Origin of the sequence: Nocardioides bizhenqiangii, assembly GCF_034661235.1 — a bacterium.
GTDB lineage: Bacteria > Actinomycetota > Actinomycetes > Propionibacteriales > Nocardioidaceae > Nocardioides > Nocardioides bizhenqiangii.
On record NZ_CP141059.1, the window covers coordinates 1,859,737 to 1,882,150 of the forward strand.

General features: G+C 71.0%; 25 protein-coding genes and 1 other RNA gene. 20 read left to right on the plus strand and 6 right to left on the minus strand.

Annotated features, from left to right (window positions below; genetic code table 11):
* The first annotated feature begins 108 nt into the window (after window positions 1–108).
* The 4 genes from SHK19_RS08940 (at window position 109) to SHK19_RS08955 (ending at window position 3,890) form a co-directional block, all read left to right on the plus strand.
* Window positions 109–1,227, plus strand: a complete 1,119-nt coding sequence (locus tag SHK19_RS08940; protein WP_322938437.1) for a Nif3-like dinuclear metal center hexameric protein — start codon at window positions 109–111, stop codon at window positions 1,225–1,227.
* The gene (locus SHK19_RS08945; RefSeq protein WP_322457368.1) at window positions 1,224–1,967 is read left to right on the plus strand and encodes a zinc ribbon domain-containing protein; all 744 of its coding nucleotides are present in this window, start codon (window positions 1,224–1,226) and stop codon (window positions 1,965–1,967) included. The genes SHK19_RS08940 and SHK19_RS08945 overlap by 4 nt, the downstream gene beginning before the upstream one ends.
* A 1-nt stretch (window position 1,968) precedes the next feature.
* Window positions 1,969–3,189 carry a bifunctional RNase H/acid phosphatase gene (locus tag SHK19_RS08950; RefSeq protein ID WP_322938438.1) on the plus strand — a complete coding sequence of 407 codons (1,221 nt, stop codon included), beginning with the start codon at window positions 1,969–1,971 and terminating at the stop codon, window positions 3,187–3,189.
* 65 nt (window positions 3,190–3,254) lie between these two features.
* The gene (locus SHK19_RS08955; RefSeq protein WP_322938439.1) at window positions 3,255–3,890 is read left to right on the plus strand and encodes a hypothetical protein; all 636 of its coding nucleotides are present in this window, start codon (window positions 3,255–3,257) and stop codon (window positions 3,888–3,890) included.
* 17 nt (window positions 3,891–3,907) lie between these two features.
* Here the strand turns inward: SHK19_RS08955 and yaaA are convergent, their stop codons facing one another.
* Complete coding sequence (yaaA, locus tag SHK19_RS08960) at window positions 3,908–4,687, minus strand: peroxide stress protein YaaA (protein ID WP_322457365.1); 780 nt, start codon at window positions 4,685–4,687, stop codon at window positions 3,908–3,910.
* A 115-nt stretch (window positions 4,688–4,802) separates the two neighbouring features.
* On the opposite strand from yaaA, the gene SHK19_RS08965 reads away from it, so the two are divergent.
* Window positions 4,803–6,239, plus strand: coding sequence for an RNB domain-containing ribonuclease (locus SHK19_RS08965; RefSeq protein WP_322938440.1), 1,437 nt, complete (start codon window positions 4,803–4,805; stop codon window positions 6,237–6,239).
* A complete protein-coding gene (locus tag SHK19_RS08970; protein ID WP_322457363.1) occupies window positions 6,232–6,762 on the plus strand; it encodes a bifunctional adenosylcobinamide kinase/adenosylcobinamide-phosphate guanylyltransferase in 531 nt (176 codons plus the stop codon). Before SHK19_RS08965 ends, SHK19_RS08970 begins: the two co-directional genes overlap by 8 nt.
* Here SHK19_RS08970 and SHK19_RS08975 read toward each other — a convergent pair.
* Entirely contained in the window at window positions 6,759–7,526 is a 768-nt protein-coding gene (locus tag SHK19_RS08975) for an adenosylcobinamide-GDP ribazoletransferase (protein ID WP_322938441.1), read from the minus strand. The two genes, SHK19_RS08970 and SHK19_RS08975, sit on opposite strands and share 4 nt — an antisense overlap.
* The gene (gene cobT, locus SHK19_RS08980; protein ID WP_322457361.1) at window positions 7,523–8,581 is read right to left on the minus strand and encodes a nicotinate-nucleotide--dimethylbenzimidazole phosphoribosyltransferase; all 1,059 of its coding nucleotides are present in this window, start codon (window positions 8,579–8,581) and stop codon (window positions 7,523–7,525) included. Before cobT ends, SHK19_RS08975 begins: the two co-directional genes overlap by 4 nt.
* A gap of 294 nt (window positions 8,582–8,875) precedes the next feature.
* Here cobT and SHK19_RS08985 point away from each other — a divergent pair, with 294 nt between their 5' ends.
* The 3 genes from SHK19_RS08985 (at window position 8,876) to SHK19_RS08995 (ending at window position 9,847) form a co-directional block, all read left to right on the plus strand.
* Window positions 8,876–9,412 (plus strand): 2'-5' RNA ligase family protein, encoded by a 537-nt coding sequence (locus SHK19_RS08985; RefSeq protein ID WP_322938442.1) that lies wholly within the window; start codon window positions 8,876–8,878, stop codon window positions 9,410–9,412.
* A gap of 88 nt (window positions 9,413–9,500) precedes the next feature.
* Complete coding sequence (locus SHK19_RS08990) at window positions 9,501–9,710, plus strand: hypothetical protein (protein WP_322938443.1); 210 nt, start codon at window positions 9,501–9,503, stop codon at window positions 9,708–9,710.
* A complete protein-coding gene (locus SHK19_RS08995) occupies window positions 9,707–9,847 on the plus strand; it encodes a hypothetical protein (RefSeq protein WP_322457358.1) in 141 nt (46 codons plus the stop codon). The genes SHK19_RS08990 and SHK19_RS08995 overlap by 4 nt, the downstream gene beginning before the upstream one ends.
* 865 nt (window positions 9,848–10,712) lie before the next feature.
* On the opposite strand, the gene rnpB is transcribed toward SHK19_RS08995, so the two are convergent.
* An RNA gene (gene rnpB / locus SHK19_RS09000) (RNase P RNA component class A) lies at window positions 10,713–11,080 on the minus strand.
* Between the two features lie 74 nt (window positions 11,081–11,154).
* Here rnpB and SHK19_RS09005 point away from each other — a divergent pair.
* The 5 genes from SHK19_RS09005 to SHK19_RS09025 all read left to right on the plus strand — a co-directional run bounded on the left by SHK19_RS09005 (window position 11,155) and on the right by SHK19_RS09025 (window position 13,532).
* Window positions 11,155–11,574 carry a tetratricopeptide repeat protein gene (locus SHK19_RS09005; protein ID WP_322938444.1) on the plus strand — a complete coding sequence of 140 codons (420 nt, stop codon included), beginning with the start codon at window positions 11,155–11,157 and terminating at the stop codon, window positions 11,572–11,574.
* A 47-nt stretch (window positions 11,575–11,621) separates the two neighbouring features.
* Complete coding sequence (locus SHK19_RS09010) at window positions 11,622–11,804, plus strand: hypothetical protein (RefSeq protein ID WP_322938445.1); 183 nt, start codon at window positions 11,622–11,624, stop codon at window positions 11,802–11,804.
* A 3-nt stretch (window positions 11,805–11,807) separates the two neighbouring features.
* A complete protein-coding gene (locus SHK19_RS09015) occupies window positions 11,808–12,116 on the plus strand; it encodes a hypothetical protein (protein ID WP_322938446.1) in 309 nt (102 codons plus the stop codon).
* Window positions 12,117–12,372: 256 nt separating this feature from the next.
* Window positions 12,373–12,999, plus strand: a complete 627-nt coding sequence (locus SHK19_RS09020; protein ID WP_322938447.1) for a TetR/AcrR family transcriptional regulator — start codon at window positions 12,373–12,375, stop codon at window positions 12,997–12,999.
* 74 nt (window positions 13,000–13,073) lie between these two features.
* Entirely contained in the window at window positions 13,074–13,532 is a 459-nt protein-coding gene (locus tag SHK19_RS09025; RefSeq protein WP_322457353.1) for an SRPBCC family protein, read from the plus strand.
* Window position 13,533: 1 nt separating this feature from the next.
* Here the strand turns inward: SHK19_RS09025 and SHK19_RS09030 are convergent, their stop codons facing one another.
* Together SHK19_RS09030 and SHK19_RS09035 are read right to left on the minus strand one after the other, a co-directional pair.
* A complete protein-coding gene (locus tag SHK19_RS09030; protein ID WP_322457352.1) occupies window positions 13,534–15,129 on the minus strand; it encodes a phytoene desaturase family protein in 1,596 nt (531 codons plus the stop codon).
* Window positions 15,126–16,307, minus strand: a complete 1,182-nt coding sequence (locus tag SHK19_RS09035; RefSeq protein ID WP_322457351.1) for a zinc-dependent alcohol dehydrogenase — start codon at window positions 16,305–16,307, stop codon at window positions 15,126–15,128. The genes SHK19_RS09030 and SHK19_RS09035 overlap by 4 nt, the downstream gene beginning before the upstream one ends.
* 190 nt (window positions 16,308–16,497) lie before the next feature.
* Between SHK19_RS09035 and SHK19_RS09040 the strand changes: the two genes are divergently transcribed.
* The 6 genes from SHK19_RS09040 to SHK19_RS09065 all read left to right on the plus strand — a co-directional run bounded on the left by SHK19_RS09040 (window position 16,498) and on the right by SHK19_RS09065 (window position 22,404).
* Entirely contained in the window at window positions 16,498–17,145 is a 648-nt protein-coding gene (locus SHK19_RS09040) for a hypothetical protein (protein ID WP_322457350.1), read from the plus strand.
* A 25-nt stretch (window positions 17,146–17,170) separates the two neighbouring features.
* A complete protein-coding gene (locus SHK19_RS09045; RefSeq protein ID WP_322457349.1) occupies window positions 17,171–17,731 on the plus strand; it encodes an HhH-GPD-type base excision DNA repair protein in 561 nt (186 codons plus the stop codon).
* A 71-nt stretch (window positions 17,732–17,802) separates the two neighbouring features.
* Window positions 17,803–18,489, plus strand: a complete 687-nt coding sequence (locus SHK19_RS09050; protein WP_322457348.1) for a TetR/AcrR family transcriptional regulator — start codon at window positions 17,803–17,805, stop codon at window positions 18,487–18,489.
* A complete protein-coding gene (locus tag SHK19_RS09055; RefSeq protein ID WP_322457347.1) occupies window positions 18,486–19,292 on the plus strand; it encodes an alpha/beta fold hydrolase in 807 nt (268 codons plus the stop codon). The genes SHK19_RS09050 and SHK19_RS09055 overlap by 4 nt, the downstream gene beginning before the upstream one ends.
* Entirely contained in the window at window positions 19,289–20,734 is a 1,446-nt protein-coding gene (locus tag SHK19_RS09060; RefSeq protein WP_322938448.1) for a flavin-containing monooxygenase, read from the plus strand. Before SHK19_RS09055 ends, SHK19_RS09060 begins: the two co-directional genes overlap by 4 nt.
* Window positions 20,734–22,404, plus strand: a complete 1,671-nt coding sequence (locus tag SHK19_RS09065; RefSeq protein ID WP_322457345.1) for a GMC family oxidoreductase — start codon at window positions 20,734–20,736, stop codon at window positions 22,402–22,404. The genes SHK19_RS09060 and SHK19_RS09065 overlap by 1 nt, the downstream gene beginning before the upstream one ends.
* Window positions 22,405–22,414 lie beyond the last annotated feature (10 nt).

Below are 22,414 nucleotides of genomic sequence, written 5' to 3' on the forward strand. Positions count from 1 at the left end.
TACTTGCCTTCGAGCTCTCGCACCACCGCTCCCATGGGGATGCGCTACCCACTCCGGCCACGGGGACACGGAGCCGGCCCGTCAGCCGTGGCCAGTAGCCTGACCAGCATGCCCAGACTCGCGGACATCGTCAGCCTGATCCACGGGTGGTACCCCCCGGCCACTGCGGAGGAATGGGACGCGGTCGGCCTCGTGTACGGCGATCCGGAGCAGCAGGTCAGGAAGGTGATGTTCGCCGTCGACCCGTCACCGGCGGTCGCGGCGGAGGCGGCCGACTGGAGGGCCGACCTGCTCGTCGTCCACCACCCGCTCTTCCTCAAGCCGGTGCACGGGTTCGCGGCGACCACGCCGAAGGGCCGCACGCTGGCGACCCTCGCGGGCGCCGGCTGCGCCCTGCTGACGGCGCACACCAACGCCGACCAGGCTGCGGGTGGCGTCTCGGAGGCCCTGGCCCAGGCGCTCGGTCTGAGCGACCTCGAGCCGCTCGTCCGGGGCATCGGCGAGCCGATCGACAAGCTCACCGTCTTCGTGCCCGAGGACGCGGCGGCCCCGGTGCGGGCGGCTCTCGCCGAGGCCGGCGCCGGCCGGATCGGCGACTACGACTTCGCGTCCTTCACCAGCCACGGCGAGGGTCGGTTCCGGCCGCTGGCGGGAGCGGAGCCGATGATCGGCACCGTCGGCGAGATCGAGACCGTCGCCGAGGTGCGGATCGAGGCGGTCCTCGCCCGGCACCTGCGGCGTGGGGTGGTCGAGGCGATGCTGGCCGCACATCCCTACGAGGAGCCGGCGTACGACCTCGTCGAGCTTGCCGACCCCGGCATCCTCACGACCGGCACCGGGCGGGTCGGCACCATCCCGACACTCACCCTCGCGGAGTTCGCCAAGGCCGTGGCCGACGCGCTCCCGGAGACGCAGCACGGCGTGCGGGTGGCCGGTGACCCCGAGCGGACGGTGCGGAAGGTCGCCGTGTGCGGGGGAGCGGGCGACTTCCTCCTCGACCAGGTCGCGGGGTCGGATGTCGACGTCTACCTGACCAGCGACCTGCGGCACCACCCGGCGGCGGAGTTCATGGAGAAGAACGGTCCGGCCCTGGTCGACGTCGCCCACTGGGCAGCCGAGTGGACCTGGCTGCCTGTGGTCGCCGCGCGGCTGGAGGAGGCGCTCGGTAGCGACGTGGACACCCGGGTGAGCACGCTCTGCACGGACCCCTGGACAATGAGGTTATGAAGGCCGACCCTGACGCCCAGCTGAAGCTGCTCGACCTCCAGAAGCTCGACGCCGCGGCCGACCAGCTGCGCCACCAGCGCGCCCACCTCCCCGAGGACACCGAGGTCTCCGCGCTCGACGTCCGCCGCGCCGACGTGCTCGGCCGCAGCCGCGACCAGCAGATCGTCGTCGACGACCTCACGGCCGCCCAGGAGAAGGCGGACGCCGACGTCGAGCAGGTGAAGGCGCGGCGCAAGCGCGACCAAGACCGGATGGACCAGGGACTGATCGGCAACCCCAAGGACCTCGAGCGGATGCAGCACGAGCTCACCTCACTGGAGCGTCGGATCGCGACCCTCGAGGACGAGGAGCTCGAGGTCATGGAGGACCTCGAGGCCGCGCAGACCGAGCTCACCGCGATGCGCAACGACCTCGCCGAGACCGAGGAACGGCTGGCCAAGGTCACCGAGGCGCGCGACCGGAGGTATGCCGAGATCGATGCCGAGCTCGCTCGCATCGCCGGTGAACGCGAGCCGGTCGTGGCCGCGGTGCCCGCCGACCTGCTCGCGCTCTACGACCGCCTGCGCACGAGCAAGGGCGGCGTCGGCGTCGCCGAGCTCCGCGCCCGCCAGTGCGGCGGGTGCATGCTCAGCCTCGACAACGCCGACCTCGCCGACATCCGCAGCAAGGCAGACGACGAGGTCATCCGTTGCGAGCAGTGCCAGCGGATCCTGGTCCGGACGAGCGAGAGCGGTCTCTGACGTGCCGGATCGGTCGTCCGGTCCGAGGTCGGTGATCATCGAGGCCGACGGCGGCTCCCGCGGCAACCCGGGGCCGGCGGCGTACGGCGCGCTGCTCAAGGACGCCGACACCGGCGAGATCATCGCGGAGGACGGACAGACGATCGGGGTGGCGACCAACAACGTCGCGGAGTACTCCGGTCTGATCGCCGGCCTCAAGCTCGCCGAGCTCTATGCGCCGGGCGCCGACATCGAGGTCCGGATGGACTCCAAGCTGGTGGTCGAGCAGATGAGCGGCCGCTGGAAGATCAAGCACCCGGACATGCGCCCGCTCGCGATGGAGGCCAACCGGCTGGCTCCCTTCGGTACGACGTACACGTGGGTGCCGCGCGAGCAGAACAAGCACGCCGACCGGCTCGCCAACGAGGCGCTGGACGGCAAGCGCGACGGGGTCACCGTCGCCGCGGTCGAGCCGGGTGACTCCGGTGAGTCCCTCATCGAGGAGATCGAGAGCCCGGCCGCGACGGCCGCGGTCGACCAGGCCGGGGAGGCGCCGCCGTCGGGCGACGCCCCGACGACGCTCATCCTGCTGCGCCACGGAGTCACTCCCCACACGTCCGGTCGCCGCTTCTCCGGCGGCCTGGGTGGGGACAACCCCGGTCTCAGCAACGAGGGCCGCGAGCAGGTCCGGGCAGCGGCCGCGTGGCTGACCGAGCTGAAGGACAAGATCGACGCCGTCGTGTGCTCGCCGGTACGGCGCACCCGCGAGTCCGCCGAGATCGTGGCTGCCGAGCTCGGACTGCCGCTGGAGGAGGAGCCCGGCTTCGCCGAGATGGAGTTCGGCGCTTGGGACGGGCTCACCTTCATGGAGGTCGCCGAGGAGCACAAGGAGACCTTCGAGGCGTGGCTGGGAGACCTCGACACGGCGCCTCCCGGGGGCGAGTCGTTCAACGTCGTCGAGGCTCGGGTCCGGGCCGGGCTCGACCGGGTGCTCGAGCAGCACGCGGGACGGACCGTGGTGGTGGTCAGCCACGTCACGCCGATCAAGACCCTGGTCGCCAACGCGCTGAAGGCGCCGCTGGAGGCGGTGTTCCGGATGGAGCTGAGCCCGGCGTCGGTCTCGGTCATTTCCTTCTACCCCGACCGCTCGGCGACCGACGGCACCGGCTGGCACGGATCGCTGCGTCTCTACAACGCCCTGCCGCCGGGTGATCGCACCCTGCTGGAGTCCGGGCGCTGGTGAGCCGGGCCTCCGCCGGAGGGCTTTCCCTCTGACGGCGACCGGAGATCAGCCCTAACCTCGAGAGCATGAGCTACCCGCCGCCGCCGCCTGGCCAGCCGGGACCCGGTGGACAGCCGCCCTACGGGCAGCCGCAGCCGCCCTACGGGCAGCCGGCGCCGTACGGGCAGTATCCGGCGACACCGAGCAAGAAGGGCAAGGGCTGCCTGATCGCCGGGATCGTGGTGTTCGTCGTCCTGCTCGTCGTCTGCGGCGTGGGCGGCTTCCTCGTGTGGAAGCTCTACGACACTGTCAAGGACAGCGTCCCGGGCCTGGGCGGCGCGGAGTGCCCCACCGAGGACGAGGTCTCGGACGTCGTGGGCTCGGACGTCGAGCTGCTCCTCGACGCCGACATCGTCGTCGCCGCCGGGTGCAACTACAGCGGCAGCGGCGTCGGGGTGGTCATCGCCGAGGGCGCCGGCGTCATCGCCGATGAGGAGATCGAGGCGTTCCGCACCGAGGCCCGGAACGCAGGGACCGAGGCCGAGTCGATCGATGCCGGAGACGACGGGCTCGCCTTCGGGTCGTCCCAGCGCAGCCAGGCGATCGCGAAGAACGACGGCACGGTGGTCGAGGTCGAGATCTTCGGGGAGAACGGCCAAGGCATCGGCAACCAGAAGGACGCGGCCGTCGAGCTGCTGGAGCTGTACATCGACGTCAACTGAGGGGCCGCCGTCCGGGATCAGACCTCGCTGACGACCACGTCGAGCTGGGTGCCCCTCTTCGTCGGCTCGCCCGGCTCGACCCGCCAGCCGAGGTCGGTGAGAAGGGTCGCCAGCCCGGCAGGCGTCCGCGGGTCCGCCCCGTCCTCGAGGAGGTCGCGCACGAGGCGCCCCTTGGTCGCCTTGTTGAAGTGGCTCACGACCTGGCGGCGGCCGGCGACCTCGTGGAGGACCCGTACGGTGGCGACCCGGGGTGCGAGCTCGGCAGGCGGGCGCCAGAAGCCGGCGTACATGCTGGACCGGAGGTCGACCAGCAGGCCCCGGCCCATGGCGTCGAGCACAGCAGGACCGAGCGAGTCGCGCCACAAGCCGGCCACCGGGCCGAGGCCGGGCACGGTCGCGTCGCCGGAGAGCCGGTAGGCCGGGATCCGGTCACCGACCCGCACCAGGCCGAACAGGCTGGACGTGATCGCGAGCCGCGACGCCGCTCGCCGCTTGGCCGGGGGAGTGAGCGAGTCGAGCCCGAGTGCGTCGTAGAGAACGCCGTCGTAGATCCGGTCCGCTCGTGCGGTCGGGGCGTCGTTCAGCGTCGCGTTGCGGGCGACCAGGTCGAGCTGGGTGCGGGAGAGACCGAGCACGGTGGCCGCGTGGTCCGGATGGTCCCGGCACAGGGCGACCAACGCGTCGAGAACCCGCTCCCTGGCCGGAGTCAGCGACGGCAGCGACATCGTCGTCAGCTCGAGCGGCTTGCCCCGTCCAGGGGCGGCTTTGCCCTCGCTCGGTGGCAGCAGGATCAACATCGGGACCCAGCGTAGTAGGCGGACGTCAGCCGTCCATGGGGTGATCCGTCAGTGAACACATGCCGTCCGGCCGGCTCCCGGTCCTGGCTCCCCGCCACCCGGTTAGGGTCGGAGCATGCCGAGCAACCTCGTGGTCCGGGTGGGGGACAGCTCCGATGCCCTGCGGGATGCGCTGGCAGAGGTCGAGCGGGAGCTGGAGCTGCCGGGCGAGTTCCCTGTCGAGGTGCAGCAGGCAGCCGAGCTGGCTGCGGCGGCGCCGACGCTGCCCGAGCTCGACCGCACCGACATCGAGCTCCTCACCATCGACCCCGAAGGCTCGATGGACCTCGACCAGGCCCTGCACCTCGAGCGGCACGGCGACGGCTACCTGGTCCACTACGCGATCGCCGACGTCGCGGCGTTCGTGCGGCCCGGCGACGCGGTCGACCTGGAGGCGCACGCCCGCGGCGAGACCCTGTACGGCGCCGGCAGCCGGATCCCGCTCCACCCGCCGGCGCTCTCCGAGGGCGCTGCGTCCCTGCTGCCCGACCAGACCCGACCGGCGGTGTTGTGGTCCATCACGATCGACGGGGCCGGCACCACCACGAACGCCGCGGTCGAGCGGGCGATGGTGCGATCCCGCGAGCGGATGACCTACGACGGCGCGCAGGCGGCACTCGACGCCGGCACCGCCGGCGAGGTGCTGCAGCTGTTGCGCGAGGTCGGGCAGCTGCGCGAGCAGCAGGAGGGGGCCCGCGGTGGGATCTCGCTCCCGCTCCCCGAGCAGGAGGTCGACGTCGCCGACGAGGGCACGTTCCACCTCGAGTTCCGCCGGCAGGTGCCGGTCGAGCTCTGGAACGCCCAGATCTCCCTGCTCACCGGGATGGCAGCCGCAGGCCTCATGATCGCGGGCGAGGTCGGGCTGCTGCGCACCCTGCCACCCGCCGACCCGCGCGACGTCGCCCGCCTGCGCCGGGTCGCCAAGGGGCTCGGGATCGAGTGGCCCGAGTCGACGACGTACGACGCCCTCATCCGCTCGCTCGACACCGGCCAGCCGTCCCACCAGGCGATGGTGGTCGCCTGCACCCGGCTGCTGCGCGGGAGTGGCTACGTCGCGTTCGACGGCGAGGTGCCGACCGAGCACGAGCACGCCGCGATCGCCGCGCCGTACGCCCACGTCACGGCACCGCTCCGCCGTCTCGGCGACCGCTACGCGCTCGAGGTGTGCCTCGCTCTGTCCGCAGGTCGGTCGGTGCCGGAATGGGTGCTGGCTGCGCTGCCCGACCTGCCGAAGACGCTGGAGGAGTCCGCCCGCCGCGCCGGCTCCTACGAACGGGCGGTGCTCGACGTGATCGAGGCCGGTCTGCTGGCCGATCGGGTCGGCGAGGAGTTCGCGGGTGTGATCACCAGCGTCCGTGAGGACGACCCGCGCAAGGGCGTCGTCGTGCTGTCCGAGATCGGGGTCGAGGCGCCGGTCACCGGAGACCGCGACCTGCCGGTGGGGACGGAGGTCCGGGTCCGGCTCGAGACCGCGGACCTGGCGGCGCGGAAGGTGGCGTTCCGCCTTGGCTGACGGACGGGTCCTCGTCACCGGCGGCGTCCGGTCCGGCAAGTCCGCGCACGCCGAGGGACTGCTCGCCGACCAGCCGACCACGACGTACGTCGCCGCCGGCCCCTCCTACGACGACGCCGACTGGCAGGCGCGCATCGCCCGCCACCGCGAGCGCAGACCAGCGACCTGGTCGACGCTCGAGACCGTCGACCTGGAGGTCGCCCTGGCCGAGATGACCGGTCCGGTGCTCGTCGACTGCCTCGGCACCTGGCTCGACGCGATCATCGGCGGAGCCGGGCTGTGGGAAGCGCCGGTCGACGAGGTCGAGGACTACGTCGCCACCCGCACCACCGGACTCACCGCGACCCTCCGTGCCGCCGTCAATCCCGTCGTGATCGTGACCAACGAGGTCGGCCTCGGGGTCGTCCCGGAGCACCGATCGGGGCGGCTGTTCCGCGACCTGCTAGGCACCATCAACCAGCGCGTTGCCGCCGTCTGCGACGAGGTGCACCTCGTGGTGGCCGGGCGGGTGCTGCGGCTCTAGTTGTGATGCCCAGCCAGCGCCAGGAGCAAGGTCGCCAGCGCCAGCTCGATCGTCGCACCGAAGACGTCGCCGGTGACCCCGCCGAACCGGCGGACCGCGCGCACCACCAGGAGGAGCACGACGAACGCGGCCAGGCCGACGGCCAGCGGACCGCGCCACGGGTGGACCAGCGCTGCGGCGCCGGCCAGTGCGGCCCAGCCGAGCAGCGTCCACCAGACCGGCGCCCGGCGGGTGAAGGTCGAGCCGAGCCCGTCCGGCCGCGCCGGTGGCACGGGACCGGCGCAGGTGATCCACAGCGCCGCCCTCGAGGCGCACACCGCGGTACCCGCGATCACCGCCGATCGGGCACCGCCCACGAAAGTCGCGAGGGCCGCGGCCTGGACGCCGAGCACCAGCACCACGGCAACGACACCTGCCGGGCCCGCCGTACCCCCCTTCATCACGGCGAGCGACCGCTCCCGGTCGTAGGACGCCGTCAGTCCGTCGGCGACGTCGGACAGGCCGTCGAGGTGCAGGGCGCGGCTCCCGAGCGCGAGGAGTGCCAGCGCGACGAACGCGACCGCCAGGGACGGGACCGGCGTCTCGCCGCCTGCCCACACGGCCAGGCCGACCAGCGCGCCGAGCGGCAGCACCGCGAGCGGAGCGAGCACCAGGGCACCGGTCGCGACGCCCGGGGTGACCCGCAGCACCGCGGGCACCGGGAGCGCAGTCAGCGTCCCTAGCGCCAGCCGCAGGCTGCGGCCGACGACCGCCGGCCGGCTCACCGGGAAGGAAGCAGGTCGGCGAGCAGCGCGACGTCGCGGAGCACCGCGACCGCCGACCGCAGCACCGGGACCGCCGCCACCGCACCTGACCCCTCGCCCAGCCGGAGCCCCAGATCGAGGACCGGCTCCAGGCCGAGCTTCGCGAGGGCCAGCGTCTGCGCGGGCTCGGTGGAGCGGTGGCCGGCGGCGAACCACGCCGCTGCGCCCGGCGCCAGCCGGTCGGCGGTCAGAGCGCAGGCGACGGACATCAGGCCGTCGAGGAGGACGGGTACGCCGCGCTCGGCCGCGCGGGCGAGGTAACCGGTCGCAGCTGCCAGGTCCGCGCTGCTCAGCGCGGTCAGGGTCTCGACGGGGTCCAGCGCCCGGTCGCCGGCACGGTCGAGCGCCGCCTGGACCACCTCGACCTTGCGATTCCACGTCGCGTCGTCGATGCCGGTGCCGCGGCCGGTGACCTCGCTGGCGGGCAGCCCGAGCGCGGCGGCGACGAGCGCGGCCGCCGGGGTGGTGTTGCCGATGCCCATGTCACCGCTCAGCAGGAGCTGCGCGCCGGCGTCGATCTCCTCGTCAGCGACGGCGCCGCCGGCGTCGAGTGCGCGTCGGGTCTCGTCGGGGGAGAGGGCGTCCTCGAGGTGGATGGCGCCGCTGCTGCGGCGTACCTTGCGTGCCCGGACGTCGGCGGGCACGCCCGCGAGGTCGTCGTCGACGCCGAGGTCGAGGACCCGCACGCGGACGTCGTGCGCCGCGGCCAGCGCCGAGACCCCGGCCTTGCCGGCGACGAAGGTGCGGACCATGGCCGCGGTGATCTCCGGGGGGTACGCCGAGACCCCGTGCCGCGCGACCCCGTGGTCCCCGGCGAAGATCACCAGCCGGATGTCGGTCAGTGGTATCGGCGGCACCTGACCCTGGGCGGCGGAGAGCCAGACGGCCAGGTCGCCGAGCCGACCCAGCGCACCAGTGGGCGTTGCGAGACCGGCAAGCCGTTCGGCCGCTGCGGCGGCGACGGCCGGGTCCGGCGGGGGTACGGGGGATCCGGTCGGGGAGGGGCGGCCTGCCATGGGGGGAACCTACCGCCCCGCCGACCCGGTCAGGCGAACAGCAGGACCAGCACGAAGAGGAACGCCATGACGGAGACGACCAGCACGATGCCCGGGAGCTCCGAAGGCTCGCTCGACTCGTCGACCTCGTTCGCATTGGCCGTCATCTGACCTACCCCATGTGTTGCAACCCGAGATGCCGTCGCGCGCCCGTGCGCTTGACTCCGGAGTGTCGACCTCTGTGGGACATTTCGGGCGAAAATGCGAAAGGTTGCCGGATTCGAGAAGCGCACCCCCGCCTGCGATGCTGGCGCGGTGACAACCGGCCGGGGACACACCGTGCTGCTCGTCCCTGTCCCCGAGCTCGAGCCGTTCGCCCGGGACCGCTGGGCGCACTACCTCGCGAGCTGGATCTCCCGCGACCCGGCGTTCACCCACGCCCACATCACCGCGCTGGCGCCATACCTCCCCGACCCGACGGCCGCCGACCTCGCGCAGGTCGCCGCCATCGCGCGCGCCACCCCGGCCTTCGACTACGTGCTGCGTGAGGTCGAGGAGCTGCCCAACGGGTTCATCCAGGTGGCGCCGGAGCCCGCCGCGCCGTTCACCGCGCTCACCGAGGCGCTGTGGGACGCGTTCCCTGCGTGCCCGCCGTACGCGGGGGAGTACGCCGCCGCCCCGCACGTCACCCTCGACCAGCGCTCGGAGTCGGTGTCGGTCGCGAGCACGCGCGCGCTGCTCGGCCACCTGCTGCCGGCGCGGTGCCGGGCGGACCGGCTCGAGCTGCACTGGTACGAGGAGGGCAACTGCCACGTGCTCGCCGACTGGAAGCTCGGCAGCGCATCGGTCTGACTCGGCCCTGTGGTGAGTCTCACCACGTGAGAAGGACGGGCGAACCCGTATGGGCCGACGCGTGCGGGGCATTCGACTCTCCATGTTCATGGGACTCGGCACCGGCCTGATCGTCGTGGGACTGATCATCGCCCTCGACCTCCTCACCGTCGACCTGGCGTTCGTCGACGACGGCGCGCTCGGAGCCGTCCTCCTCGTCGCAGGCCTCCTGCTCCTCGGCCTGTCTCTGCTCTACGCACCGCCGCACCGCCGGGTGATGTACGTCCAGAGCTCGCGCGACGACAGAACCGCGCGATGAACCGGCCAGCGGGTGCCGCGGTGGCGCCCGCGGAGCACGACCATGCCTGGCAGCTGGTGAGCGTCGAGAGCGACGGCGGGGTCGAGGTGCGGGAGCTGCTCTGCACCACCTGCCAGGAGGTCCGGATCACCGGTTAGCCGGGGACGGGCCGACCTGTAAGCCGGGATAAGGTCCCGCGTGAGTGACACCGTTGGTCAGCGTTGGCTATACGCGTCTCTTCTCGGGAGACGGGCAGCAGGCTAGGGGCATCGAGACGATCGTGTCGAGCGGCATGCGTGAGGTGGCCCCGGGGGCCGGGCGGTTACGCCAAGCTTGCTGGGGCGAGGACGAGCGCTGGGAGCCACTCGGTAACGATCCTGCCGTCGACCTCGTGACTGACAAGGCCCTCCCATACGGCGCCGCGCCGACGCCACCTCACCACTAGACCGTCGCTGCCGTCGGCGCTCTCAGGCCGGTCGACGATGACTTCGTGTACGCCAGAAAAGATGTCTTGATCCGCCATGATGGCCGGTCCCTAGTGAGCCTCTGATGGCTCTGGCTTCGCCGCAATAGGCGGCATTGGTGCCGGGGGACGAACCGGGGTCTCGGGCCAGTCGGGCGACTTGGACTTTCGACTGTACGCCTACTCGCCGGATGGAGGGTCAGGGGTCGGGTACTGCTCAGCCAGCCAGCCCGCACTTGCGCGCACCGTCGACGGGCCCGGGGCCGGCTAGGTCCCGGAAGGTTCAGACGAGTTGCCCCCGGGACCGCCCGGCGGCTTTCATGGGGCGCACGCCGCGCAGGCTCACTCAATGACGCGAAGGTGGCCGCCCGCAGCCTCGTGGGCGTCCAACAGGGTCGCCTCCATGATGCCCCGGCCGAACACGGCGAAAATCTCGTCGGCGTCTTCTCCCGCCGCCAGCGACGCGGGATGCGATCGACAGCGTTCTCGGGACTGCTGCGGACTCCCTGCGGACTGGTGGAGGTTGAAATGTGCTCCATCGCAGGTCAGAGAGGGGGTAGGGGACGGGCCGACCTGTAAGCCGGGTTCTGTGATCGGTGACCATCCATCTACGACCGCCGTTGCCGGCGGCCTCCAGCGGCCTACCCGTGTGCTCGGGCGAGCAGCCCTCGAGCGCACACTGTCTGGCCTTGCTCCAAGTGGGGTTTGCCGAGCCGTCCCGGTCGCCCGGGGCGCTGGTGGTCTCTTACTCCACCGTTTCACCCTTACCCCGTCCCTCGAGAGGGACGAGGCGGTCTGTTCTCTGTGGCACTGTCCCGCGGATTGCTCCGGGTGGGTGTTACCCACCACCTTGCTCTGTGGAGCCCGGACTTTCCTCGGGACCCGACCCTGTCGCCAGGGCAGGTCACGCGGTCACCCGGTCGGCCCGTCCACGACCCAGGGTAGTGCTTGGGAGATGAGTACGGCGGAATCACCGCCTCCGTGGCATCGTTGTCCACACCCATGAGCGAGCCGGAGATCCCCCTGCGAGCCCCGGGCGTCGTGTTCCCGGCAGCGGTCGCGCGTCCCGAGAGCGCCTACCGGACCGCCCACGACCTGCTCGAGCGGCGCGCGCCCAGTGAAGCGCTCAAGGTCCTCGAGCCCGCGCTGGAGCAGGAGCCGGCCAACCGCGGCCTGCGGCTCCTCCGGGCCTGGGCCTACCTGATGCGCGCGCAGCTGGTGAAGGCCTCCGACGAGCTCGCCGAGCTGGTCGAGGACGACCCGTCCGACGTCTGGGCCCAGCACGCGCTCGGTCGCGCACTCGAGCGGCAGTCCCGGCACCGCGAGGCCCTGCCGCACCTCCGACTGGCCGCGGCGATGAGCGGCGACGTCGAGCACGAGCTCGCCGTGCTCCGGGTGGAGCGGCTGGCGGGCGACCTGTAGGCGCCCTGCGCTCGCACCTCGGCCGGCGGCGGCGATAGGTTCACGGCATGGCGTACTGGTTCTGTCTGACGCACCACGTCGTGGAGCCCGACGAGGGCTGTCCCAACAAGGACCGGCTCGGGCCCTACGAGACCGAGGCCGAGGCGGCGCGCGCGATCGAGAAGGCGGCAGAGCGCACCGAGGCCTGGGACGAGGACCCGATCTGGAACGACGACGTCGAGGACAAGTAGGCGTTGGCCGCCTTCCAGCGCCGGCGCCGGATCAAGCCGGTCGCCGACGGTCCGCGGGGTGAGGTCTCGTTCACCCCGTGGCTCGGGATGATCCTGATCGTCTCGTCGTTCTTTCTCTACGCCGCCAGCGGTCTGATCGCCCCGTGGTGGGGCGTCGTCGTCATGGTCGTGATCTGGCTGGTGCTCTTCATCCTCTGCTGCGTGTGGTGGAGCCCGCATCCCAGGCGCCTGGTCTGGATCGGCGCGCTGTCGTACCCGCTGTGGTTCTGCCTCATCGTCGGCGGTGCGATCGCCTTCGGCTGGCAGGCCTAGCGAGCCGCCTGTGACCCGCTCGGGCCACAAAAGCAGGACTGCGGAGGACGAACGGATCTTCGAGGTGGCTCCAACACCTCAGACGATCAACGCCCGACCCCCGCAGTCCAATCGCGTCACGTGGTTGGGGGACCAGTTCATGACGAGCACATTTCAGCGGCACACCTTGACGTGTGTCAAGTTCCGACTGGTCAGGTGACCAAAGTTTTCTGTCCGGTTGTCACAATTGTCAGAAGAATGGGATTACGCTCCCGTCATGGGGAATGCGTCGGGTCGCAGATCGCCAGCTGACAAGTACGACGAACGCCGTCGAGCGCTCGCCGAATCGGCGCTGAAGACGCTGGGTCAGCTGGGCTACGCCCGGGCGAGCCTCCGGGAGATCGCCCACAACTCCGACTTCAGCCACGGCGTCGTCCACTACTACTTCGAGGACAAGCACGACCTCATCGTCTACTGCGTCCGGGAGTACAAGACGATGTGTGTGCGCCGCTACGACGGCGTGGTCGCCGAGTCCACGACGCCCGAGGAGCTGCTGGAAGGCTTCGCCGACCAGCTGGTCCTGACCCTCGAAGAGGACGCCGCGATGCACCGGCTCTGGTACGACGTCCGCACGCAGGCCATGTTCGAGGCGCGTCTGCGCGACGTCGCGGTCGAGATCGACGGCTGGCTCGAGGCCATGATGGCGCGGATCGTCTCCCGTTATGCCGAGCTGGCCGGCGGCCAGCCGGCGATGAGCCCGCCCATGGCCTACGCGATCTTCGACGGCATGTTCCACCAGGCGCTGATGAACCTCACCCTCGGGAATGACGAGGCGCTCGACCAGATCCGCACCGTCGTGCACCAGCTGCTACCGACGATGATCGAGGCTCCCGTCAGGGTCTGAGCCGTTGCGCGTCCGCGGGGCGGGTATCGGGGGTCCATGACCCGAGTCGTGTCGACCACCGCCGAGGACCGCGCATGAGCGACTTCGAGAAGAAGGCAATTTCCGTCAGCCGCGAGGTCGACGCCTCGCCGAGCGACGTGTGGGCCGTGCTGAGCGACGGCTGGCTCTACCCGTGCTGGGTGGTCGGCGCCGCTCGTATGCGCGACGTCGACCCCCGCTGGCCGGAGAGGGGATCACTGCTGCACCACTCGGTGGGGAACTGGCCGTTCCTCATCGACGACAAGTCGGAGGTGCTCGACATGGTGCCGGAGAGGTCGCTCCGGCTGCGGGCGCACGGGTGGCCTGCCGGTGCGGCCGAGGTCCTGATCGAGATCGAGGAGCAGGGCGACGGTTGCCTGCTGACCATCCGCGAGGACGCGGTGGAGGGTCCTGCGACGCTGGTTCCGCGCCCGGCTCGACAGGGAACCATCGCGCCCCGCAACCGCGAGGCGCTGCGCCGGCTCGGCTTCCTCGCCGAGGGACGCCGGCGCTGACTCAGCGTCCGGGTCGCTCGAGGAGCCGCGCCCAGGCCGTGCTCAGCAGCCGCTTCCGGACGATGCCCGAGCCACCGAGGGCGGACCGCGCGGCGTTCCACCCGCACGCACCGTGCACGCCCCCGCCGGGGTGCGCCGAGGCACCGGCCAGGTAGAGGCCCTCGATCGGTGTCTCGGGACGGCCCAGCCCGGGGGTCGGTCGGAAGATCAGCTGCTGGTGGATCCCCGACGTGCCGGCGTTGAGCGCCCCGTCGACCAGGTTGGAGTCGGCCTCCTCGAGGTCGTGCGGTCGTTGCACCTGCTCGGCGAGGACGGTGTCCGCGAATCCCGGTGCGTGGGTCTCGATCAACTGGCGCACCTGCTCCGCCACCGCGTCGACCGCGTGCGGGTCGCTGGCGACCCGGTGCGGGAGGTGGGTATAGGCCCAGGCGCTCTCGGTGCCCGGCGGTGACCTGGTCGGGTCGGCGGTGCTCATCTGGCCGAAGAGGACGAACGGCGCACGCGGCGCGCGCTGGTTCGACAGGTCGGCCGCGAAGTCCACGAACCCTGCCTCGTCGACCCCGACGTGGACGGTCCCGGCGCCGCGGGCTCCGGCCGCGGTCCACGGCACCGGCTCGCGGAGGGCCCAGTTGAACTTGAGGGTGGGGTTGTCCCAGTGGAAGCGCTCCAGGGCGGCGAGGAACCGCGCCGGGAGGTGCTCTGCATCGACCATCTCGCCGTACAAGGTCGGGGCGTCGACGTCGGCCAGCACGGCCCGCTTGGCGTCGACACGAGTGCCGTCGGCAAGACGTACGCCGGTCGCGCGCCCGCCGCTGACCTCGATGTCGGTCACGCGGGTGCCCGTCAGCAGCTCGCCGCTGTTCGCGCGGAAGCGGGACGCGAGAGCGTCGGCCAGCCGTTGCGCGCCGCCCTGCGGGACGGGGAACCCGACGTCCTGGCCGAGCATGCACAGCAACCAGCCGTACATCCCGCTGCCGGCCGAGTCCGGGCCGACGTCGGAGTGCATCGCGTTGCCGGTGAGGAGGACCGCAGCGCCTTCCCCGTTGAACCGCTCGTCGGCCAGGCGATGGACCGGGAGCACTGCCTGCCGTAGCAGGTCGAGCGCGTCCGCTGTCCCGAGCGCGCGCAGCAGGCGCACGCTCGGGCGGATCGGCGGGAACGGGGTGAAGAGTGCGTCCAGGAGCGGATCGCGCACTCGTTGCCACTGCTCGCAGAGCTCCAGCCAGGCGTCGCCGTCCCCGGCTGCGAACTCCTCGAGACCCGCGGCCGTGTCCTCGGGTCGGCGATGGAGCACCGCCGCCCGGTCGTCCGGCAGCACGTGGGTGAGGACGTCGGGCGCCTGCGTCCACTCGAGACCGTGTGCCTGCAGGTCGAGGCCCTGGATCACCGGAGATGCCGCCGCCAGCGGGTAGAACGCGCTGAACAGGTCGTTGCAGAACCCTGGTGCGGTCACTTCCGCGCTGCGGACGGCACCGCCGACGACGTCGTTCGCCTCGACCAGCAGCACCTCCCAGCCGGCGTCGACCAGGGCGTTGGCGGCGACCAGCCCGTTGGGTCCGGCTCCGATGACGACCGCGTCGACCGGGCCACGGGTCATGGCTTGAAGACGACCTTGATCATCCCGTCCTCCTTGTCGCGGAACTTCGCGTAGGCCTCGGGGGCATCGGTCAGGGGGAGTCGATGGGTCGCGAAGGTCTCGGTGCCTAGAGGATCGCTGTCATCGGTGAGCAAGGGCAAGATGTCGTCGCTCCAGCGACGCACGTTGGCCTGACCCATCCGCAGCTGGATCTGCTTGTCGAACATCTGCATCATCGGCATCGGGTCGGTGGCGCCGCCGTAGACGCCGACGACCGACACCGTGCCGCCGCGGCGGACCGCGTCGATGGACGCGTGCAGCGCCGCCAGCCGGTCGATGCCGGCGTTCACCATCAGCTTGCGGGCAGCGACGTCGGGAATCAGTCCGACCGCCTTGATCATCGTCTCGGCCACCGGGTTGCCGTGCGCTTCCATGCCGACGGCGTCGATCACGGAGTCGGCCCCTCGGCCAGAGGTGCGGTCGCGCACCTCGGCCGCGAAGTCGTCGACCTCGTCGATGTCGATGGTCTCCGCGCCGACCTCGCGCACCCGCTGCAACCGCTCGGGCACGCGGTCGGCGACGATCACGCGGTGTCCCTCGTGCAGGGCGATGCGAGCCGCCATGTCGCCGATCGGACCGGCACCCATGACGAGGAGCACGCCGTCGTCAGGCAGGTCGGCGTAGCGCACCGCCTGCCACGCCGTCGGCAGCACGTCGGACAGGTAGACGAACCGGTCGTCCGACGGGCCCTCGGGGACCTTGATGGGGAGGAAGTTGGCGAACTGTACGCGGAGGAGCTCGGCCTGTCCGCCCGGAACCTGGCCGTAGAGCTTGCTGTAGCCGAGCAGGCTCGCGCCCGTGCCGGACTCCCGGTTCTGGGTCGTCTCGCACTGGCTGTGCAGTCCCCGCCGGCAGGTCCAGCACTCGCCGCAGCTGATGTTGAAGGGGACGACCACCCGGTCGCCCACCTTGATCTCGGTGACCTCCGACCCGATCTCCTCGACGATGCCCATTGGCTCGTGGCCGACGATGTCGCCGGCCGTCATGAACGGCCCGAGCGGGTCATAGAGGTGGAGGTCCGAACCGCACAGGCCGGTCGTGGTGACCCGGATGATCGCGTCGGTCGGCTTCTCGATCGTCGGGTCGGGGACCTCCTCGACGCGCATGTCCTTCGGTCCCTGCCAGGTCACTGCCTTCACCGGTCGTCCTCCTGGTTGTGGTGCTGAAGCTCTGGATGTCCGGTCGTTACCCGGTTTCCCGGTCGCTAGTGGACTCCTCTCCGAACCGGCACGCGTGGCCACGGAACATCGTTCCGCGGCAAAGGAACGCCTTCAGGACATGAACCACATCCAGCGGCGCTGGTGCGGCGCCACACGAGAGGAGATCGTCATGTCGGACACCGTGATCAAGGAGTGGGCAGCCGCTCATGCCACCCGCCTCAGCCTGCGGTCCGTCGCGGTCGTCGTCGCCGCCACCTCGATGCTGCTTGTCGGCTGCTCCTCGGAGCCCGAAGATCGGACGAGCCCCACCGTGGGCTCTACGGAGCCGGACACCACAGAGGCCTCGGAGGCCCCGGAGGTCCCGCCGACCTCCGCGCCCGCGCCGACCTCCGCGCCCGCGCCGACCTCCGAGCTGGAGGGAACCTGGCGGGCCGGCCCGCTCTCACTCGAGGACACCGAAGCCACCATCCGCCGCTACGGGCTGGGCCGGTACGTGCAGGACTACCGGGAGAACGCCCCGTTCTTCGGCGACGACACCATGCTGACGCTCACCATCGAGCATGGCGCCTGGGATCTGTACGGCGAGTCGGGTGGCGGACAGCCGGTACCGATCGACTACAACGCGGAGTACGAGATCGACGGCGAGTCCGTGGTCTTCCACCACTCCGACGGCTCGAACACCTACCGCTGGCAGGTCCACAACGACACCCTGATTCTCCACTTCGTCAGGTCGACGTTGCCCGGCTATCGGGGGATCCCGGACGAAGTGTTCCAGCGCGCGCTGTACATGACCGAGGTGTTCTCGAGACAGCGCTGAGGGTCCGGTCGGGCAGGATGTCTGCATGACCATCCAGATCGCCCAGGACCCCGCCGCCGACAAGGTCTTGTCGGACGACTCGTTCGCGCTCCTCACCGGAATGCTGCTGGACCAGCAGTTCCCGATGGAGCGGGCATTCGCCGGCCCGGCGAAGATCCTCGACCGGTTCGGCACGCTCGACCCCGCCCGGATCGCCGCGGCCGATCCGGAAGCGTTCGCCGATCTCTGTGCGACCCCGCCCGCCATCCACCGCTACGGCCGATCGATGGCCGGCCGGGTGCAGGCCCTGGCCGCCCAGGTCGTCGAGGAGTACGGCGGGGACGCGAGCCGGATCTGGCGGGAACCCGCGAGCGGCGCCGACCTCCTCAAGCGGCTCCAGGAGCTGCCGGGCTTCGGCAAGCAGAAGGCGCAGATCTTCGTCGCCCTCGTCGCCAAGCAGCTCGGCGTACGTCCTGACGGGTGGGAGCAGGCGGCCGGCGACTACTCGTTGGACGGCTACCGCTCGGTCGCCGACGTGGTGGACGCGGCATCGCTCCAGAAGGTCCGGGAGTTCAAGCAGGCGAAGAAGGCCGCCGCGAAGTCCTAGTCCGAATTCCCGAAGGTAAAACCGGGAATCAACTGCTTCCGGGAATCGGGTGATTCCTGTATGGTCGGGTCATGGCCACCGAGACCATCGCCCCTGCCGCGGGGTCGGGCCGCCTCTGGCAGGGCCAGACACCCGATGCGCGGGCGGCCGACCGCCGGCAGCGTCTCGTCGAGGCCGGCCTCGAGCTGGTCGGCACCCAGGGCGTGACGGCGCTGACGATGCGGGCTGCGTGCCGGGAGGCGGCAGTCGGTCCGCGCTACTTCTACGACCTGTTCGCCGACCGCGACGAGCTGCTGGCCGCCGTCTACGACGAGGCCGTCGAGCGGATCCGTGAGCCGATCCTCGCGGCCGCCGTCGCGGTCAATGCCACCGACGGCGTCGCCGCAGCGCTCCTCGAGGCCTTCGACACCGCGGTCGCGGTGGTCGAGGACGATCCCAGGATCGGACGCGTGCTCTTCCGTGAGTCGGCTGCCGACGAGACGTTGCGGCCCCGGTCGCAGGCGGCGATGCCCGAGTTCGTGCTGTCCGTGCTGGCCGAGCTGGTGCCCGAGGAGGCCGAGGCGTTGCGGCAGCCGTCGCGGGCATGGACGGTGATCGGGTTCTCGGCGGCGATCTTCGCGCTGTTCCTCGCCTGGAGCGAGGGTGCCCGGCACACCCCCCGCGCCGAGTTCGTGCACCACTGCGCCCGGCTCGCGGTGGACCAGCTCGGGCTCGACATCGAGCTGCCGTCGGTCGCCCGGTCAGGCGGTCGGCGTTGATCTCCGTCGACCGCCGCGGCGCAGGCGACCCGATCGTGCTGGTCCACGGCATCGGCAGCCGCTGGCAGAGCTTCGAACCGGTCCTCGACCGACTTGCCGAGCACCACGAGGTGATCGCGATCGACCTCCCAGGTTTCGGCGCCTCCCCGCTCGTCGACGGCGTGCGGCCCGGCCCCCGCGGCTATGCCGACTGGCTCGCCGGCTGGCTCGCGGCCAACGACGTCGCCCGTCCGCACCTGGTCGGCAGCTCCATGGGCGGCGGGGTCGCCCTCGAGCTCGGCCGCGCGGGAGTCGCGTCCTCGGTGACGGCCTTCTCGCCGGTCGGGTTCTGGGGTACGGCGGGTCTGCGCTGGACCCAGAGCCTGCTGACCGGCCTGAGGACCGGTGCCCGGACCGCCGCACCGGTGCTGAACCGGATGCTCGACCACCCGGCCGGTCGCGCCGTGCTGCTGAGCAACATGTTCGGCCATCCGACGCGGATCCCGCCCGAGGTCGCGCGCGCGGACCTCGCCGGGCTGGCCGCGGCAACGGGGTTCGCCGCCGCGCGGAAGGACTTCGGGAGCTACTTCCTCGGCTCCGACGACGACCCGGGCGCGCTGGTCGACGTCCCGGTCACGATCGCCTGGGGCACGCGCGACGTCGTCCTCATCCATCGCTCGCAGAGCGCCCGGGCCCGCGAGGTGCTCCCGTTCGCCCGCCACGTCGACCTCGCCGGTTGCGGGCACCTGCCGTTCAACGACGATCCCGCGCGGTGCGTCGGGCTGATCCTCGAGAACGCCGCAGCCACGAAGGAGACGCGATGAACCCCTCTGTCGCCGTCATCGGCACCGGGTTCGGTGGCCTGGCCGCCGTCATCGAGCTGAAGAAGCGCGGCTTCGACGACATCGTCGTCTTCGAGAAGGCCGAAGACGTCGGCGGCGTCTGGCGCGAGAACACCTACCCCGGCGCCGCGTGCGACGTGCCCTCGCCGTTCTACTCGTTCTCGTTCGAGCCCAACCCCCGCTGGCCGCACCGGTTCTCCCGCCAGCCGGCGATCCTCGGCTACATGCGCCACGTCGCCGACAAGTACGACGTCCGTCGGCACGTCCGCTTCAGCACGGAGGTCACCGGAGCGTCGTACGACGCCGCCGCCCTGAAGTGGACGGTCGAGCTCAGCTCCGGCGCCCAGGTCGTCGTCGACGTGCTGGTGTCCGCCGTCGGGCAGCTCTCGCGGCCGTCCTACCCGGAGATCGAGGGCGCCGACTCCTTCGACGGGCCGATGTTCCACTCCGCCGAGTGGGACCACGACGTCGACCTGGCGGGCAAGCGGGTCGCGGTGATCGGCACCGGCGCGAGCGCCATCCAGTTCGTGCCGGAGATCCAGCCCGAGGTCGAGCACCTGACGGTGTTCCAGCGCACCCCGCCCTACATCATCCCCCGCTTCGACCGGGAGTTCTCCGGCACGCACCACAAGGTCTTCGAGCGGCTGCCAGCGACCCAGCTGGTCGAGCGCGGCACCTGGTACGGCGTCGTCGAGGGGCTCAGCGTCGCGTGGGTCTACTCCAAGCCGCTCGCCAGGACCATCAAGGCGATCTCGAAGTGGCACATGCGGCGGCTCACCAAGGCGAAGCCCGGGCTGTTCGAGAAGGTCTGGCCGAAGTACCAGATCGGGTGCAAGCGGATCCTGTTCTCCAACGACTACCTGCCGACCCTGGCCCAGCCCAACGTCGACGTCAGCACCCAGCGGATCACCGGGATCGTCCCCGCCGGGGTGCGGACGGTGGACGGAAAGGTGCACGAGGTCGACGTAGTCATCTGGGGCACCGGCTTCAAGGCCACCGAGTTCCTCGCGCCGATGTCGATCAAGGGCAGCGAGGGTCGCGACCTCCACGACGAGTGGCGCGGCGGCGCCCGCGCCTACTACGGCATGACCGTCCCGCACTTCCCCAACCTGCTCGTCATGTACGGCCCCAACACCAACACCGGCGGCGGGTCGATCATCTACTTCCTCGAGGCGCAGGCGAAGTACCTCGGCGACTACGTCGAGCACCTCGCCGCGGCCGGCGCCCCGCTCACCGTCAGGCCCGAGGTCGAGCAGGAGTACGACGACCGCATCCAGGGGCTGCTCTCCGAGAGCGTGTGGACCCAGTGCTCGTCCTGGTACCGCAACGAGGACGGCCGGATCACGACGAACTGGCCGACGCTCGGGGTCCAGTACAAATCGCAGGCGAAGTTCGACCCTGCCGACTACGAGGTGGTGTCCTGATGACTCCCTACGACTACGACGTGATCGTTGTCGGGTCCGGCTTCGGCGGCAGCGTGACGGCGCTGCGGCTCACCGAGAAGGGCTACCGCGTCGGCGTGCTCGAGGCCGGCCGCCGCTGGGACGCCGACAACCTCCCGAAGACCAACTGGAACGTCCGCAAGTCGATCTGGGCCCCCCGGCTGGGGTTGACCGGCCCTCAGCGGATCAGTGCTCTCGGCAAGTGCCTGGTCTTCAGCGGGGCGGGTGTCGGCGGCGGTTCGCTGATCTACGGCAACACGCTCTACGAGCCGCTCCCGGAGTTCTACCGCGACCGGGCGTGGGCACACATCACCGACTGGCGCGACGAGCTGGCGCCCTATTACGACCAGGCGAAGCGGATGCTCGGCGTGGTCGAGAACCCGCGGACCGGTCCCAAGGACGACCTGCTGCTGCAGGTCGCGCGCGACCGCGGGGTGGCCGAAACCTTCCACAAGACCCAGGTCGGCGTCTTCTTCAACGAGGGCAGCGAGGGCGAGGAGGTCGACGATCCCTACTTCGGCGGGGCCGGACCGCGCCGGGCCGGCTGCATCCACTGCTCGGACTGCTTCACCGGCTGCAAGCACAACGCGAAGAACACCACGACGATGAACTACCTCTACCTGGCCGAGGAGCACGGCGCCGAAGTCCACCCGCTCACGACCGTCACGTCGGTGGAGCCCGACGGGGCCGGCGGCTACGTCGTCGAGACCGAGCGCTCCAACGGCAAGCTGCGGAACGGGCGTCGTACCTTCACTGCGGAGCACGTGGTCTTCGCCGCGGCCGCGCTCGGTACCCAGAAGCTGCTCCACAAGCTGCGTGACGACGGGACCCTCCCCGGCCTGTCGCCGCGGCTGGGCGAGCTGACCCGCAGCAACTCCGAGGCGATCCTGGGCGTGCAGAGCCGCAGCCGCGACGACTTCGCCCAGGGCGTCGCGATCACGTCGTCCATCCATCCCGAGCCGCAGACGCACGTGGAGGTGTGCACCTACGGCAAGGGGCACAACTCGCTGTTCGCGCAGACCGTGCCGATGGTCGACGGAGGGGCTTTCCGGTTCCTGCGGTTCCTGCTGACCATCGTGCTGCACCCGCTGCTGTTCCTGCGGTCGCTGAACCTCAGGAGCGCCTCCGAGCGGTCCGTCATCCTGCTGGTCATGCAGTCGCTGGACAATTCGCTGACGTCCTACCTCAAGGGCGGCCAGCTCAAGACGAAGCAGGGGAAGGGCGAACCGAACCCCGACTGGCTCCCGATCGCCCACGAGATCGCCAGGGAGTACGCCGCCAAGGCCGATGCCGACACCGGCAACATCGCCACCGACATCTTCAACATCCCGGCCACCGCGCACTACATCGGAGGCTGCACGATCGGTGACTCCCGCGACACCGGCGTGATCGACCCCTATCAACGGGTCTACGGCCATCCCGGGCTCCACATCGCTGACGGAAGCGCGATCACCGCCAACCTCGGCGTCAACCCGTCGCTGTCCATCACCGCCCAGGCCGAGCGCGCGATGGCGTTCTGGCCCAACAAGGGGGAGTCGGACGCCCGGCCGGCCCTCGGTGCGCCGTACCAGCGGATCGCGCCGGTCATGCCCAACCACCCCGTCGTCCCCACGTCGGCGCCCGGCGCGCTGCGGCTCCCGGCGAGCGCCTGAGAGGAACCAC